The sequence below is a fragment of the Azonexus sp. IMCC34839 genome (genome assembly GCF_047047955.1).
Taxonomy (GTDB): Bacteria; Pseudomonadota; Gammaproteobacteria; order Burkholderiales; family Rhodocyclaceae; genus Azonexus.
Genome location: NZ_CP150631.1, coordinates 3,127,554 through 3,142,178, shown reverse-complemented (window position 1 = coordinate 3,142,178; position 14,625 = coordinate 3,127,554). Strand labels below are relative to the sequence as shown.

General features: G+C 61.8%; 16 protein-coding genes and 1 pseudogene. 2 read left to right on the top strand and 15 right to left on the bottom strand.

Annotated elements, in window-relative coordinates; genetic code table 11:
• Positions 1–33 precede the first annotated feature (33 nt).
• From hisD to WIF35_RS15290, 15 genes and pseudogenes are all read right to left on the bottom strand, one after another.
• Positions 34–1,338 carry a histidinol dehydrogenase gene (gene hisD / locus WIF35_RS15360; RefSeq protein ID WP_412479102.1) on the bottom strand — a complete coding sequence of 435 codons (1,305 nt, stop codon included), beginning with the start codon at positions 1,336–1,338 and terminating at the stop codon, positions 34–36.
• 1 nt (position 1,339) lies between these two features.
• Positions 1,340–1,984, bottom strand: a complete 645-nt coding sequence (gene hisG, locus WIF35_RS15355) for an ATP phosphoribosyltransferase (RefSeq protein WP_412479101.1) — start codon at positions 1,982–1,984, stop codon at positions 1,340–1,342.
• 90 nt (positions 1,985–2,074) lie between these two features.
• Positions 2,075–3,358, bottom strand: a complete 1,284-nt coding sequence (locus WIF35_RS15350) for a TRAP transporter large permease (protein ID WP_412479100.1) — start codon at positions 3,356–3,358, stop codon at positions 2,075–2,077.
• A complete protein-coding gene (locus WIF35_RS15345) occupies positions 3,355–3,840 on the bottom strand; it encodes a TRAP transporter small permease (protein WP_412479099.1) in 486 nt (161 codons plus the stop codon). Before WIF35_RS15345 ends, WIF35_RS15350 begins: the two co-directional genes overlap by 4 nt.
• Positions 3,841–3,900: 60 nt before the next feature.
• Positions 3,901–4,920 (bottom strand): DctP family TRAP transporter solute-binding subunit, encoded by a 1,020-nt coding sequence (locus WIF35_RS15340; RefSeq protein WP_412479098.1) that lies wholly within the window; start codon positions 4,918–4,920, stop codon positions 3,901–3,903.
• 139 nt (positions 4,921–5,059) lie between these two features.
• Positions 5,060–6,313, bottom strand: coding sequence for a UDP-N-acetylglucosamine 1-carboxyvinyltransferase (gene murA / locus WIF35_RS15335; RefSeq protein ID WP_412479097.1), 1,254 nt, complete (start codon positions 6,311–6,313; stop codon positions 5,060–5,062).
• Positions 6,306–6,548: a BolA family protein gene (locus WIF35_RS15330; RefSeq protein WP_412479096.1), complete on the bottom strand. Its 243-nt coding sequence runs from the start codon at positions 6,546–6,548 to the stop codon at positions 6,306–6,308. The genes murA and WIF35_RS15330 overlap by 8 nt, the downstream gene beginning before the upstream one ends.
• 5 nt (positions 6,549–6,553) lie before the next feature.
• Complete coding sequence (locus tag WIF35_RS15325) at positions 6,554–7,306, bottom strand: ABC transporter permease (protein WP_412479095.1); 753 nt, start codon at positions 7,304–7,306, stop codon at positions 6,554–6,556.
• Between the two features lie 29 nt (positions 7,307–7,335).
• A pseudogene (locus WIF35_RS15320) lies at positions 7,336–8,022 on the bottom strand (ABC transporter ATP-binding protein); the annotation flags it as partial.
• 24 nt (positions 8,023–8,046) lie between these two features.
• The gene (locus tag WIF35_RS15315; RefSeq protein ID WP_412479094.1) at positions 8,047–8,328 is read right to left on the bottom strand and encodes a lipid asymmetry maintenance protein MlaB; all 282 of its coding nucleotides are present in this window, start codon (positions 8,326–8,328) and stop codon (positions 8,047–8,049) included.
• Positions 8,325–8,951 (bottom strand): phospholipid-binding protein MlaC, encoded by a 627-nt coding sequence (locus WIF35_RS15310; protein WP_412479093.1) that lies wholly within the window; start codon positions 8,949–8,951, stop codon positions 8,325–8,327. Before WIF35_RS15310 ends, WIF35_RS15315 begins: the two co-directional genes overlap by 4 nt.
• Before the next feature lie 15 nt (positions 8,952–8,966).
• Entirely contained in the window at positions 8,967–9,689 is a 723-nt protein-coding gene (locus tag WIF35_RS15305; RefSeq protein ID WP_412479092.1) for a VacJ family lipoprotein, read from the bottom strand.
• Positions 9,686–10,156 (bottom strand): outer membrane lipid asymmetry maintenance protein MlaD, encoded by a 471-nt coding sequence (mlaD, locus tag WIF35_RS15300; protein ID WP_412479091.1) that lies wholly within the window; start codon positions 10,154–10,156, stop codon positions 9,686–9,688. The genes WIF35_RS15305 and mlaD overlap by 4 nt, the downstream gene beginning before the upstream one ends.
• Positions 10,153–10,947 carry a lipid asymmetry maintenance ABC transporter permease subunit MlaE gene (mlaE, locus tag WIF35_RS15295; RefSeq protein WP_412479090.1) on the bottom strand — a complete coding sequence of 265 codons (795 nt, stop codon included), beginning with the start codon at positions 10,945–10,947 and terminating at the stop codon, positions 10,153–10,155. The genes mlaD and mlaE overlap by 4 nt, the downstream gene beginning before the upstream one ends.
• Positions 10,944–11,753 carry an ABC transporter ATP-binding protein gene (locus WIF35_RS15290; protein WP_412479089.1) on the bottom strand — a complete coding sequence of 270 codons (810 nt, stop codon included), beginning with the start codon at positions 11,751–11,753 and terminating at the stop codon, positions 10,944–10,946. The genes mlaE and WIF35_RS15290 overlap by 4 nt, the downstream gene beginning before the upstream one ends.
• Positions 11,754–11,859: 106 nt before the next feature.
• Between WIF35_RS15290 and WIF35_RS15285 the strand changes: the two genes are divergently transcribed.
• Positions 11,860–13,278, top strand: coding sequence for a sigma-54-dependent transcriptional regulator (locus WIF35_RS15285; RefSeq protein ID WP_412479088.1), 1,419 nt, complete (start codon positions 11,860–11,862; stop codon positions 13,276–13,278).
• On the top strand, positions 13,275–14,624 hold the full coding sequence (locus WIF35_RS15280) for an ExeA family protein (RefSeq protein ID WP_412479087.1): 1,350 nt from the start codon (positions 13,275–13,277) through the stop codon (positions 14,622–14,624). The genes WIF35_RS15285 and WIF35_RS15280 overlap by 4 nt, the downstream gene beginning before the upstream one ends.
• Position 14,625: the final 1 nt, after the last annotated feature.

Genomic DNA, 14,625 nt, shown 5'->3' with positions numbered 1-14,625 from the left:
TTCAGGCGTTGCTGCGGCAGACAACGCTTTTTCTCAGTTTTCCAGCCGGAACTCAGCCGACTTGGCGTGTGCGGGCAGGCCCTCGCCTTGCGCCAGTGTCGAAGCAATCTTGCCCAGCGTCTGCGCGCCGGCCTTGGACACCTTGATCAGGCTAGTCCGCTTCTGGAAGTCGTAGACACCGAGCGGCGACGAGAAGCGGGCGGAACCGGAAGTCGGCAGCACGTGGTTCGGGCCGGCGCAGTAGTCGCCGAGCGATTCCGAGGTGTAGTGGCCGATGAAGATGGCGCCGGCGTGGTGGATTTTCTCAACCCATGGATCCGGATTATCCAGCGCCAGTTCCAGGTGCTCCGGCGCAACGCGGTTGGCGATGGCGACCGCTTCGTCCATGTCGCGCACCAGAATGAAGGCACCTCGATTGGTCAGTGAGGTGCGGATGACTTCCTGGCGCGGCATGGTCGGCAGCAGTTTCTCGATGCTGGCCTGCACGCGCTCGATGAAGGCGGCGTCGGTACAGATCAGGATCGATTGCGCCAACTCGTCATGCTCGGCTTGCGAGAAGAGATCCATCGCCACCCAGTCCGGGTTGCCGGAGCCATCCGACACCACGAGGATTTCCGAGGGGCCGGCCACCATGTCGATGCCGACGATGCCGAAGACGCGGCGCTTGGCGGTAGCGACATAGGCGTTGCCCGGACCGACGATCTTGTCCACCTGCGGCACGGTCTGCGTCCCGTAGGCCAGCGCGCCGACAGCCTGGGCACCGCCCATCGTGAACACGCGGTCGACACCGGCCAGACAGGCCGCCGCCAGCACCAGCTGGTTCTTCTCGCCGCCCGGCGTCGGGACGACCATGATCAGTTCCTTGACGCCAGCAACCTTGGCTGGAATCGCATTCATCAGCACCGACGACGGATAGGCCGCCTTGCCGCCCGGCACGTAGAGGCCGACGCGGTCAAGCGGGGTAATCATCTGGCCGAGCATCGTGCCGTCAGCCTCTGTGTAGGACCAACCGGCCATTTTCTGGCGTTCGTGGTAGGCCTTGATGCGGTTGGCCGCCGCCTCCAGCGCCGCACGGCGCTCGGCCGGCAGGCCATCGAGCGCGGCTTGCAGTTCGTCCTTGCGCAGTTCGAGATCGACCATGGCATTGGCGCTCAGGCGGTCGAACTTGTTGGTGTATTCGATCACCGCCGCATCGCCGCGCGTCTTCACGTCGGCCAGGATATTGGCAACGGTGCGCTCGATGTTCTCGTCGGCCGCCGCCTCGAAAGCGAGCAGCGTCTTGAGCTGGGACAGGAAATCGGCGTCCTTGGTCGACAGGCGCTGGATGGCGATCGTCATGTTACTTCTCCACCGCCTGGGCAAAGGCGTCGATGATCGGTTGCAGGGTTTCGCGCTTGACCTTGAGCGAGGCCTGATTGACCACCAGACGGCTCGAGATGTCCATGATGTGCTCGACCGCCACCAGCTTGTTCGCCTTCAGCGTACCGCCCGTCGACACCAGATCGACGATGGCGTCCGACAAGCCGGCCAGCGGCGCCAGTTCCATCGAACCGTAGAGCTTGATCAGGTCGATATGCACACCCTTGCTGGCGAAATGCTCGCGCGCCGTCTTGGTGTATTTCGACGCGACCTTCAGGCGGGCGCCCTGGCGCACGGCATTGGCGTAGTCAAAACCTTCCGGCACGGCGACCATCATCCGGCACTTGGCGATGTTCAGGTCGAGCGGTGCGTACAGGCCTTCGCCGCCATGCTCGATCAGCACATCCTTGCCAGCCACGCCAATGTCGGCCGCGCCGTATTGCACGTAGGTCGGCACGTCGGTGGCACGGACGATGACGACGCGCACGTTCGGCTGATTGGTTTCGATGATCAGCTTGCGCGAAGTTTCCGGATTTTCGGTCGGGACGATACCGGCGGCGGCCAGCAGCGGCAGGGTTTCGTCGAAGATGCGGCCCTTGGACAGGGCGATGGTGATGGTCGTCACGGTCAGACAGCCTGAATGCAAAGACCGCATTTTACCGCAAGCACCGACAACCCCGCTCGCCAGCGGGGCTATCGGCGCGATTGAAGTTGGCTACAGATAACCCAGATGGCGCGGCAGCCACAAGGCCAGGTCGGGCACGAAAGTCACCAGGAACATCGTGCCGGCCATCGCGGCAATCATCCATAACACCCAGGGCACGGTCGATTCCATCGACACGCCCGCCATGCGGCAGGTCACCATCAGGTTCACGCCGAGCGGCGGGTGGAACTGGCCGAGCGCCATGTTCATCGTGATGATGACGCCGAACCACACCAGATCCCAGTTGAAGTGCATGGCGATGGGCACCAGTAACGGCAGGAAGATGAAGTAAATCGAAATGGCATCGAGGAACATGCCGGCGATCAACAACAGCAGCTGGATCGACAGCAACATCGGGATTTCGGAAAGCCCGGTGCCGAGCAACGCTGCTGCCAGATGATCGAAGGTGCCGAGGGTATTGCTTGCCCAGGCAAAGACGCTGGCCAGCGCGACAACGGTCAGGATGACCGAGGAGATCTCGGCCGACTCGACCAGGACGTTGTAGATATCCTTCCAACCCAGCGTACGGTAGATCACTGTGCCGACCAGCACGCCGTAGAACACAGCCACAACCGCCGCCTCGGTCGGCGTGAAGAAGCCGCTGCGCATGCCGCCGAGAATGATCACCGGCGCAGCCAGGCCCCAACCGGCTTCTTTCAGGCTTTGCCAGAAGGGCGGACGCTCGTCCTGAACATCGGCTTCGAAGCCGTTGCGCACGGACAGCCACCACGCCACCAGGATCAGCGTCAGACCGGACAGAATCCCCGGAATCATGCCGGCAGCAAACAGCGCCGGCACCGAAGCCTGCGGCACCAGCAGACTGTAGATGACGAAGGCAATCGACGGCGGGATCAGGATATCCGTCGAGCCTGCCGCCGCAATGACGCCGGCGGTGAATGAGCGCGGGTAGCCCGCCTTCAGCATCGACGGCAGCATGACTGCGCCCACGGCCGCCGAATCGGCCGGGCCGGAACCGGAAATACCACCGAGGATCATGGCCACCAGGATGGCGACGATGGCCAGGCTGCCCCGCCGCTGTCCGACCAGCGCCGAAGCGAAGCGGACGATGGTCGCCGCTACACCGGCTCGTTCGAAGATCAGGCCGGCGATTACGAAGACTGGAATGGCCATCAGCGGATACTTGGCGATGCCGGTGTAGACATTGGTCGGTAGCGACAGCATGCCGAGGTCGGCCAAGGCCACGACCGAGATGCCGGCCAGGCCCATGGCGACGGCGAGCGGAACACCGGCAAGCATCAGGCCGGCGAACAGCCCGAAAAGGAGCCAGTCCATCATGACTTCTCTCCCTTCCAAAGTACGGCCAGCAAGCGCAAGACGATGACGATGGACAACAGCGGCAACCACACGGTGTACCACCACTGCGGCACGCCGAGCGACGGCGAGGTGACCTCGAAGTTGTAGTCATCCCAAGCCATTTGCACGCCATACCAGGCAAGCAGACCGAACATGATCAGCGAGCACAGGGCGGCGATCCGGCGCGCCATGGCCTGCATAGCCGGCATGCGCTCAACGAAGAAGGTGATGGCGATATGGTGATTGCTGGCGAAAGCGTGCGAGGCGCCAACCAGCGTCATGACGACCAGCAGTGCAACCGAGATTTCCTCGGTGAAAGCAAAGGAGATATCAGTGAAGTAGCGGACCAGCACATTGGCCATGGTCAGTAGGCAAAGAATGCCCATCGAGGCGGCCATCAGGAAGCGCTCGATGGCGCCGAGCGTGAATTTGCCGCCGGCGGCTTGCTTGTCGGAATCGGACATGGGATGCGGAAAAACGAATAAAGCCACGCCGCCAGCAAGCGACGTGGCATCAGGAAGGAATCAGCGCTTGGCGATGGAGGTTTCCGCTTTCTTGACCAGATCGGCGCCGATGGTCTTCGCCCACTTGTCGTAGACCGGGCGGGTCGCCTGCACGAAGGCATCGCGTTGCGCCGGCGTCAGTTGGGTCACCGTGACGCCGGCGGCTTCGATCTGCTTGAGCACGGCGTTGTCGTTACCGGCAATGCCCTTGCGCGCCTTCTCGACATTCTCGCGACCGGCCTGCAGCGCCGCCTGACGCACGGCTTCGCGATCGGCCGGTGTCCAGCTGTTCCACACCTGCTTGTTGACCACGAAGATCAGCGGATCGGCGACGTAATGCCACAGCGTCAGGTACTTCTGGCCGACCGTCGGCAGCTTGGCGGCGACGAAGACCGACAGCGGGTTTTCCTGGCCATCGACGGCGCCGGAAGCCAGCGCCGGCTGGGCGTCGGCCCAGCTCATCTGGGTCGGATTGGCGCCCAGCGCGCTGAAGGTTTCGTTATAGAGCGGCGAGCCGACGACGCGGAACTTCATGCCCTTCATGTCGGCCGGAGAAGCGATGGCGCGCTTGGAGTTGGACATTTCGCGGAAGCCGTTCTCGCCCCAGGCCAGCGGAATCACATCGCCCTTCTTTTCCAGCACGGCAAACAGATCCTTGCCGACCTCGCCCTGCGTCAGCGCGTCGATTGCCCTGTAGTCCGGCATCAGGAACGGCAGCGAGAAGAGATTGAGTTCCTTGATCTGCGGTGACCAGTTGATGGTCGAGCCGATCGACATGTCGATGACGCCCTGGCGGATGGCGGTGAATTCGCGCGTCTGCTCGCCGCCGACCAGCGAGTTGCCGGAGTAGAGCTTGATGTTGATGCGGCCCTGGGTCTTTTCCTTGACCAGCTCGATCCAGCGCTCGCCGGCCTGCCCCCACGGGAAGGCGGGGCCCAGCGTGGTGGAGAGACGGTATTCGGCACGGTAAGTCTGGGCTTGAGCGGCCGGCGCCAGCAGGGTGGCGGCGACGGCAGCGGCAATGAAGGTTCTGCGCAACATCGATCTCTTCTCCGTTGTTATTGAAATGGAGTATCGATTATCGGCGTGCCCAGCCTGGTATGACAACCGTTGGCATAGGCATTTTTGCCTATTTTTGCTGGTGCACCGCAGCAGCCGGGCTCGCCCGGCCGGCGCGGGATCAACGAACGCGCTTGACGCTGGCGCCGAGCTTGGCCAGCTTTTCCTCGATCCGTTCGTAGCCGCGGTCGAGGTGATAGATGCGATCGACCAGGGTTTCGCCCTGTGCCACCAGGCCGGCAATGACCAGCGAGGCCGAGGCGCGCAGGTCGGTCGCCATCACCGTGGCGCCTTCCAGACGCTCGACGCCGCGTACGATGGCGTTATTGCCTTCGATCTGGATGTTGGCGCCCAAACGCATCAGCTCGTTCACATGCATGAAGCGGTTTTCGAAGATGGTCTCGCGAATGGTCGCCACACCGTCGGCCACGCAGTTGATGGCCATGAACTGGGCCTGCATGTCGGTCGGGAAGGCCGGATACGGTGCCGTGCGCAGGCTGACCGCCTTGAGGCGCTGCGGCGCCTTGAGGCGGATGGCATCGCGTTCGACGGTGATGTCGCAACCAGCATCCATCAGCTTGTCGACCACCGTGTCGAGGTAGGCCGCCGAGGTCTTCAGCAGACGGACATCGCCGCCGGTCGCCGCTGCGGCGCATAGGTAGGTGCCGGTCTCGATGCGGTCCGGCATGATCGAATGCTCGGCGCCGTGCAGTTTCTCGACACCCTGAATGCGGATGACGTCGGTGCCGGCCCCGGAAATACGTGCGCCCATGCTGACCAGGCAATTGGCCAGATCGACCACTTCCGGCTCGCGCGCGGCGTTTTCGATGATGGTTTCGCCCTCGGCCAGACAAGCGGCCATCATCAGGTTCTCGGTGCCGGTCACGGTAACCATGTCGGTACAGATGCGCGCGCCCTTCAGGCGGCTGGCCTTGGCATGCACGTAGCCCTGCTCGACCTTGATCTCGGCGCCCATGGCCTGCAGGCCCTTGATGTGCTGATCGACCGGACGCGCCCCAATGGCGCAGCCGCCCGGCAGCGACACGCGGGCTTCGCCGCAACGGGCGACCAACGGGCCGAGCACGAGGATGGAGGCGCGCATGGTCTTCACCATGTCGTAGGAAGCCACCGGATTGTTCAGGCCGCCACCGTTGAGTACGATGCCGTCGATGCCATCCATGGTCACGCCGACGCCCATGTCGCCCAACAGACGCAGCATGGTGGAAATATCATTGAGGTGCGGCACATTGGTGAAGTGTAGCGGCTCGGCCGTCAGCAGCGAAGCGCACAGGATGGGCAGCGCCGCATTCTTGGCGCCGGACATGGCGACTTCACCCGAAAGGACGCTTCCGCCCTGAATCAACAGCTTATCCACGTTGTGCGCTCCATTCTTCCGGGGTCAGGGTCTTGAACGACAGGGCGTGCAGTTCGCCGGTCGCCAGTTTGGCTTGCAGGGTCTGGTAAACGCGCTGCTGGCGTTGCACCCGGTTCTTGCCCTCGAACTCGCGGCTGACCACGATGGCCTGAAAATGCTGGCCGTCGCCGTCCAGTTCGAGATAGTCGCAGGCCATGCCGGCAAGGATGAGTTGCTTGATTTCTTCGGGGTGCATCGTGTTCAGGCTCTGAGCTTCCAACCCTGCTTGAGCAGACGCAGCGTCAGCCACGTTACTGCCACGAAGCAGGCGACAACCACCGCCAGGCTGGTTTCGGGCGGCACGTCAGAGACGCCGAAAAAGCCATAGCGGAAGCCATCGATCATGTAAAAAACGGGATTGTAATGCGACACCCCCTGCCAGAATGTGGGCAAAGAGCGAATCGAATAGAAAACGCCGGACAACATAGTCAGCGGCATGATCAAAAAGTTCTGGAAAGCTGCCAATTGATCGAATTTTTCGGACCAGATGCCGGCGATCATGCCGGCCGCGGCAAACAGTGCCCCACCCAGCATCGAGAAAACAAGAATCCAGATCGGCGCCGCCACCTTCAGTTCGGCAAACCACACGGTCGCCGCCAGCACGCCCAAGCCCACCAGCAAACCGCGCACGACGGCCGCCAGCACGTAGGCGGCGAAGAAGGCGCTGTAGGGAATCGGCGGCAGCAACACGAAAACGATGGAGCCCGTGATCTTGGCCTGAATCAGGCTGGACGAAGAATTGGCGAAAGCATTCTGCAAGACCTGCATCATGACCAGACCGGGAATCAGGAAGCTGGTATAGCGCACGCCATGCACCTGCACATGCTCATCCAGCACGTGACCGAAGATCAGCAGGTAGAGCAAGGCCGTCAGCACCGGCGCGGCAACGGTCTGGAAGCTGACCTTCCAGAAGCGCAGGAATTCCTTTTCGAACAGGGTCAGGAAGCCGATCATGATTGCAGGGTCCTGACAAAGACCTCTTCCAGCGACGCACCGGGATGCGCCGCCATCAGGTTGGCCGTGGTATCGAGCGCCACCACCTTGCCCTGCTTCATCAGCGCGATGCGGTTGCACAGCGCCTCAGCTTCTTCCAGGTAGTGCGTGGTCAGGATGATGGTGTGCCCTTCGTTGTTCAGACGACGGATGAATTGCCACAAGCCCTGGCGCAACTCGACGTCGACACCGGCCGTCGGCTCGTCGAGCACGATGACCGGCGGCTTGTGCACCAGCGCCTGGGCAACCAGCACGCGACGTTTCATGCCGCCCGACAGGCGACGCATGTTGACGTTGGCCTTACTCGTCAGATCGAGGTTTTCCAGGATTTCGTCGATCCAGTCGTCGTTCTTGCGAATACCGAAGTAACCGGACTGAATACGCAGCGTCTCGCGTACGTTGAAGAAGGGATCGAAGACCAATTCCTGCGGCACGACGCCAAGCCGGCGACGCGCTTCGCGGAAATCCTTGACCACATCGTGACCCAACACCTTGAGCGTGCCGGAGTCCGGCCGTACCAGACCGGCCAGCGATGAGATCAGGGTCGTCTTGCCGGCGCCGTTCGGACCGAGCAGACCGAAGAATTCGCCTGGCTCGATCTCCAGCGACACGCCGTCGAGCGCGCGCAACGCACCGAAATTCTTGACGACGTCGACAATGGAAACGGCTGCAGTCATGGCAATTGTTATGGCGAGTCCTGCTTACGCCTGCGGCAGCAGATCGACCACGCCGTAGAGCTCGGCCAGCGAACGCACCCCAGCCGGAATTTGGGCAAATTTGACCGTGCACCGTAGCAGTGCCGCCGCCCGTAGCCAGCCGAGCATGACGGCGACGGCGGACGAATCGGCCTCGTTCACGGCGGAAAAATCGACCACATTCTCGCCCGGCTGCAAAGCAGAACGGCCTGCATCAAGCAGGCCGCGCGCATTGGCCATCACCATGGGCACCTTGACGACCAGGCGCCCGGCCTCGCGTTCGATCATTTCTTCTCCGTTTTCGCCAGATTACCTTCAAGCGACTTGTTCTTGGCGGCGATCGAAGCGATCAGACCGTCGATGCCGTTGGCGCGGACTTCTTGGGCAAACTGGTCACGATAGTTGGTGACCAGGCTGATACCCGCGACGACCACGTCGTAGACCTTCCAGTTGCCGTCCAGCTTTTCCAGGCTGTAGTCGAGCTGCACCGGCTTGGCACCCGGCTGCTGGATCTCGGTACGAACCAGCACATCGGATTCGCCGTCGGCCATCTTGAACGGCTTGTAGACGATCTTCTGGTTCTTGTAGCTGGTCAAGGCATTGGAATAGGTGCGCACGAGCAGGGTCTTGAACTCGGCGGTCAGCTGGGTCTGCTGCTGCGGCGAAGCCTTCTTCCACTCCTTGCCGAGTGCCAGCGCGGTCATATGCTGGAAATTGAAATAGGGCAAAACCTTCTTGTCGACCAGCTCGATGGCCTTCTGCGTATTGCCGCTCTGAATATCCTTGTCCTTGCGGACGATATCCAGCACCTCGTCGGTCACGCGTTGAACCAGCGCATCCGGGGTTTCATTGGCGAAGACGGCAGTCGACAGGAACACTCCGGCAAACAGGGAAAACAGCTTTTTCATCATCGTTTCAATAGAGAATCAATCGTCCAGCCGCGGCGGGCGGCCATCGTAAATCTGGTTGCGGCGACGCTGCAGGTAGGCATCGCGGATATAGGCATACTTGTCGAGTGCGGCCTCCTCGACCACCTTGTCGGCCGGCAACAGGCTGGCCCGAACATCGACGAAGCGCAGAACGACCGCGCTGTTGCGCACGCCGTACGGACGCACGTAGGTCAAAGGATCGGCCGCAAAAAAATCCACTGCCCAGCCACCGGTATCGCGCATCGTGCGCGGCCCGATAACCGGCCAGAACAGGTAACCGCCGTCGCCCACGCCCCAGACCGCCAAGGTCTGACCGAAATCTTCGTCGTGCTTCTCCAGGCCCAATTCGCTGGCCACATCGAACAAGCCGAAGATACCGACAGTCGAGTTGATCGCCAGGCGAGCCAGATCGAGACCGGCATCGGAGAACTTGCCTTGCAGGGCGCTATTCACGCCGATCCACAGGTCGCCGACATTGCCGAAGAAATTGCCCACCCCTGCTTTTACCGGCAGCGGCGCCGCATGATCGTAGGCCTGGGCGACCGGCTTGGCGGCGTATTTATCGATCGCTTCATTGACCGAGAACATGGTGCGATTGAAGCCCTCGTAGGGGTCGCGCGGATTTTCCTCACCGACCGCCAGCCCGGCGCACAGCAGCACCCCTGCCGCCAGCAGCCCCCGCACCTTACGCATGTTCAAAGCCCCCAAAGCTTCCGTCATTTTTTATCCTGTCCGTCCGCTGCCTTGCTGAAAAGAAACTGACTGATCAACTTTTCGAGGACCACCGCCGACTGCGTCTTGGCAATCTTGTCCCCGCCCTGCAACATCTTCTCGCTGCCGCCGGCATCCAGCCCGACATACTGCTCCCCGAGCAGACCGGCCGTGAAAATCGCGGCAAAAGTATCCTTGGGAAAACGATAACGGCCGTCGATCTGCATCGTCACCACCGCCTCGTAGCTCTCGGCGTCGAAACGGATGTCGGAAATACGCCCGACGACCACCCCGGCACTCTTCACCGGCCCCCGCACCTTCAGGCCCCCGATGTTATCAAACTTGGCCTGCAGCACGTATGTCTCAGATATCCGGCTGCCCGAGAAGTTGCTTACCTGCAACGCCAGGAATAACAACGCAGCGCCACCCAAGGCAACGAAACACCCGACCCAAAGGTCCATCATGGAACGATTCATGCAGCTCCCCGGAACATGAAGGAAGTTAAAACAAAGTCCAGCGCCAGCACGACCAGCACCGAGGTCACAACGGTACGCGTAATGGCGCGCGAGACGCCCTCGGCCGTCGGCTGCGAGTCATAGCCTTCGAAAACGGCGATCAGCGAGACGGCAATGCCGAAGACAAAGCTCTTGATGACGCCGTTCCAGATGTCGTAACGGAACTCGACCGAAGCCTGCATCTGCGACCAGTAAGCACCGTCGTCGACGCCGATGAAAACCACACCGATCAGCCAGCCTCCGAGCACCCCCATGGCCGAGAACATGGCCGCCAACAGGGGCATGGCAATGACGCCGCCCCAGAAGCGAGGGGCCACGACGCGGGCGATCGGATCGACCGCCATCATGTCCATGGCGCGCAACTGCTCGGTTGCCTTCATCAGGCCGATTTCAGCCGTCACCGAGGTACCGGCGCGCGACGCGAAGAAGATGGCCGCCAATACGGGGCCCAGTTCTCGACTCAAGGACAAGGCGACCAGGGTGCCCAAGGCCTCGGTCGAACCGAAGCGCTGCAGGATTTCATAGCCCTGCAAACCGAGTACCAGGCCGACGAACAAACCGGACACCAGAATGATGATCAGCGACAGCACGCCGCTGAAGAAAATCTCGCGCAAGGTCAGATGGATACGCCGGAACGATGTCCCGGAATACATCAGGATCGCGACAAAAAAGCGGGCAGCGAAACCCAGGCGCCAGATGCGCTCGACCGTCGCATGCCCGAGTTTGCGCAGAACGTTTAGCGGATTGATCATGCCCGACCTCCGCCCAGGAATTCCTGACTAGCCGAGGGCGCCGGGTAATCGAAATGCACCGGACCGTCAGCTTCGGCATAGACAAACTGATGCACGAACGGATCCTTGGACGCACGAATCTCGTCCGGCGTTCCTTCGGCCACGACCTTGCCGCCATTCAGGAAATAGATGTAATCGACGATCATCAGCGATTCGTGAATGTCGTGGGTCACCATGATGGAAGTCGCCCCCAGCGCATCATTCAGCTTGCGGATCAGCTGACCGATGACGCCCAGTGCGATCGGATCAAGCCCCGTGAAGGGCTCGTCGTACATGATCAGCATCGGATCAAGCGCGACTGCCCGCGCCAGCGCGACGCGACGCGCCATACCGCCGGACAGTTCGCCCGGCATCAACTTGTGCGCCCCACGCAAACCGACCGCCTCCAGCTTCATCAACACCAGATCGCGGATCATCTCCTCCGAGAGATCGGTGTGCTCGCGCAGCGGGAAAGCCACATTGTCGAAAACCGACATGTCGGTGAACAAGGCGCCGAACTGGAACAACATGCCCATGCGGCGGCGCAGATCGTACAGCTCGCGACGCGACATACCGCAAACCTGGTGCTTCTCCAGACGAACGCGACCGCCGGTCGGGCGCAATTGCCCGCCGATGCAACGCAGCAGCGTCGTCTTGCCGCAACCCGATCCGCCCATGATGGCCACAACCTTGCCGCGCGGAATCTTCATATTGATTCCCTGCAGCACCGGCCGCCCGTCATAGGTGAATTGGAGGTCTTCGATATCGACCAGGATGTCGTCGGACAAAAGGCTTTTCCAGAACAAAAAACCCAGCGATTTTACCAGAAGCCCCAAGCAAACCCTGAAACTGACAGAGATATAATTAAGCAAATTTCATCTGGGATGTTGCGCCGTGCCCGACACCAAGCCCTTGTTGCTCATCGTCGACGATGATCCGCTGATTCTCGACGCACTCGGCTTTGCACTTTCCGGAAACTTCGAGATCGTCACCGCGCAAACCCGCCACCAGGCTATCGCCCTGCTGCGGCAACTACGTCGCCCGCCGGAACTGGCACTGGTCGATCTTGGCCTCCCCCCTTTGCCGCACCGCCCCGACGAGGGCTTCGCGCTGATTTCCGACCTGCTGACGGCAGCACCCGCGATGAAAATCATCGTGCTGTCCGGCCAAAGCGATCTGGAAAATGCCCGCCACGCCCGCACGCTTGGCGCAGTCGATTTCGTTGGCAAGCCCTGCGACCCTGGCGAACTGACCAGGCTGCTGCAGGAAGCCCGCCAATTCGTCGACGGCGGCAACACCAGAGCCGGCGACGACCTGATCGGTGACAGTCTGCCCATGCAGCGCCTGCGCCTGCAGCTCGGCCAATACGCCAACCTCAACTTCCCTGTTTTGATCGAAGGCGAATCGGGCAGCGGCAAGGACATCGTTGCCCATGCCTACCTGCACCGACAGACCTCGCGCCGGGACAAGCCCTTTCTGGCCCTCAATTGCGCCGCCATTACGCCCACCCTGCTCGAGCCGACCCTGTTCGGCTACGCCAAGGGAGCATTCACCGGCGCTGCCAGCAGCAAGTCGGGGTATTTCGAAGATGCCGACGGCGGCACGCTGTTTCTCGACGAAATCGGCGAACTCCCACTCGACCTGCAACCCAAGCTGCTACGCGTGCTGGAAAACGGCGAGTACCAACGGGTCGGCGAAACGCAAACGCGCATTTCCACCGCCCGCATCATCGCCGCGACCAACCGCGATCTGCGCCAGGAAACCCGGACCGGACGTTTCCGCGCCGACCTGTTTCACCGCCTGACCGTCTTCACCGTCAACGTACCGCCTTTGCGCGAACGCGGCGCCGACCGCCAGTTGCTACTTGAACACTTCCGGCAACACTATGCCCGCCAGGCCGGGTCGCCGCCCTTCTCCCTGACGAAGGAAGCCGCGACCATTTGGCTGGACTACGCCTTTCCCGGCAACGTGCGCGAATTGCGCAACATCGTCATCCGCCTGACCGCACGCTATGCCGGACAAGCGGTTTCTGCCGAGCAACTGCAGGCGGAACTCGATGTCGCCGACCAACAGCCGTCCGACGCCCTCGGCGGTCCGCTCGGCAACGATCTCGAACTGGCCCGCCACGCCGCACGCCGTCACTTGAGCAGCGTCACCAGCCTGAACCTCGACGCCACACTGGAAACCTGGGAACAAGCCTACATCGAGGCCGCCATCGAACTGAGCAACGGCAACATGAGCCAGGCCGCCCGCCGTTTGGGCATCAACCGCACCACCTTGTACCACCGCATGGAAAGCAGGAACCGCCGATGAGCCTCTATCTCGAGCACTTTGGCCTACGCGAACCGCCGTTCCGCATTACCCCGGACACCGACTATTTCTTCACCGGCGCCAACCGTGGCCCGACACTGGATGCCCTGATCTACGCCATCACTCAGGATGAAGGCATCGTCAAGGTCACCGGAGAAGTCGGTAGCGGCAAGACCATGCTTTGCCGCATGCTGCTGGAACGCCTGCCGGGCAACGTGGAAACGCTTTATCTGGCCAACCCCTCCTTGTCTCGTGACGAGATTCTCGGCGCCATCGCCGACGAACTGGGCATCAGCATCGAGGGCAAAGCCACGCATTCGCTGATGCGCGCCCTGCAGGATGCCTTGATCGAACGCTACGCCGAAGGCAAGCGCGTCGTATTGCTGATCGACGAGGCGCATGCCATGCCGGCCGAGTCGCTGGAAGAACTGCGCCTTCTCTCCAACCTCGAATCGAAGGCCAACAAGCTGCTGCAGATTGCCCTCTTCGCTCAACCCGAGTTGGACGAACGCCTGGCGGCGACCGATATGCGACAGCTACGCGAGCGGATCACCCAGCATTTCATCCTGGCCCCGTTGAAGCCGGAGGATATCGGTGCCTATATCGACTTCCGTCTGCGCACCGCCGGCTATCACGGCCCTCAGCCCTTCACCCCCAAGGCTCTGGCGCAGATCGCCAACGCTTCGCAGGGCCTGTCGCGACGCATCAATATTCTCGCCGACAAGGCGCTGTTGGCCGCTTTCTCCACCGGGTCACACCAGGTCGACAGCGCGGAAATCAAGATCGCCGAACAGGACGCCCGCTTCACCCCCCTGCAGCCGAAATCGCCAGCAATCGCCAGACAAACGCTGCTCGGCGCAATCGTTGGCGCCTTGCTGGTGGCGGCGCTTGGTTGCTTGGCCTTGTTCGCCCTACCCAAGACATCGCCCCCACCGCCCTCCGTCGAGCCCGCCAGCACGGCGGGCAAGACCTCCGAAGAAAAAGCACCGCCCGCACCGGTCAGCTCCGACACTCCGGGCAAACCGGTGTTCGGACCGCTCACCCGGCAACATATGGGGCAATTCGACACCTGGATAGTCAACGCCCCACGCACGCACTATTTCATTCAACTACACGCGACAGACGCCGTCCGTACGGGCGAGATAGAAGGTGTCGTCGCCCAGGCGACGAGCGCGCTCGACCCGAGCCTGCTCCGGGTTTATCGTTCAAGCCGCTCGGGACGCGATCGGGTTGGCGTCGTCTACGGCGATTACCCAAGCCGCGAAGCGGCCGCCGCCGCGATGCAAAGCCTGCCGGAATCGATCCGTGCAATCCAACCTTTTCCGCGACAAGTCAGTAAATTACGCTAAC

Bases quoted from the DNA above. Each gene is read 5' to 3' on its own strand.
- WIF35_RS15330 (WP_412479096.1), bottom strand. From the start codon at position 6,548: ATGCACCCCGAAGAAATCAAGCAACTCATCCTTGCCGGCATGGCCTGC.
- WIF35_RS15315 (WP_412479094.1), bottom strand. From the start codon at position 8,328: ATGATCGAACGCGAGGCCGGGCGCCTGGTCGTCAAGGTGCCCATGGTG.
- WIF35_RS15325 (WP_412479095.1), bottom strand. From the start codon at position 7,306: ATGATCGGCTTCCTGACCCTGTTCGAAAAGGAATTCCTGCGCTTCTGG.
- WIF35_RS15310 (WP_412479093.1), bottom strand. From the start codon at position 8,951: ATGATGAAAAAGCTGTTTTCCCTGTTTGCCGGAGTGTTCCTGTCGACT.
- WIF35_RS15345 (WP_412479099.1), bottom strand. From the start codon at position 3,840: ATGTCCGATTCCGACAAGCAAGCCGCCGGCGGCAAATTCACGCTCGGC.
- hisD (WP_412479102.1), bottom strand. From the start codon at position 1,338: ATGACGATCGCCATCCAGCGCCTGTCGACCAAGGACGCCGATTTCCTG.
- WIF35_RS15280 (WP_412479087.1), top strand. From the start codon at position 13,275: ATGAGCCTCTATCTCGAGCACTTTGGCCTACGCGAACCGCCGTTCCGC.
- mlaE (WP_412479090.1), bottom strand. From the start codon at position 10,947: ATGATCAATCCGCTAAACGTTCTGCGCAAACTCGGGCATGCGACGGTC.
- WIF35_RS15350 (WP_412479100.1), bottom strand. From the start codon at position 3,358: ATGATGGACTGGCTCCTTTTCGGGCTGTTCGCCGGCCTGATGCTTGCC.
- mlaD (WP_412479091.1), bottom strand. From the start codon at position 10,156: ATGAATCGTTCCATGATGGACCTTTGGGTCGGGTGTTTCGTTGCCTTG.
- WIF35_RS15305 (WP_412479092.1), bottom strand. From the start codon at position 9,689: ATGACGGAAGCTTTGGGGGCTTTGAACATGCGTAAGGTGCGGGGGCTG.
- WIF35_RS15340 (WP_412479098.1), bottom strand. From the start codon at position 4,920: ATGTTGCGCAGAACCTTCATTGCCGCTGCCGTCGCCGCCACCCTGCTG.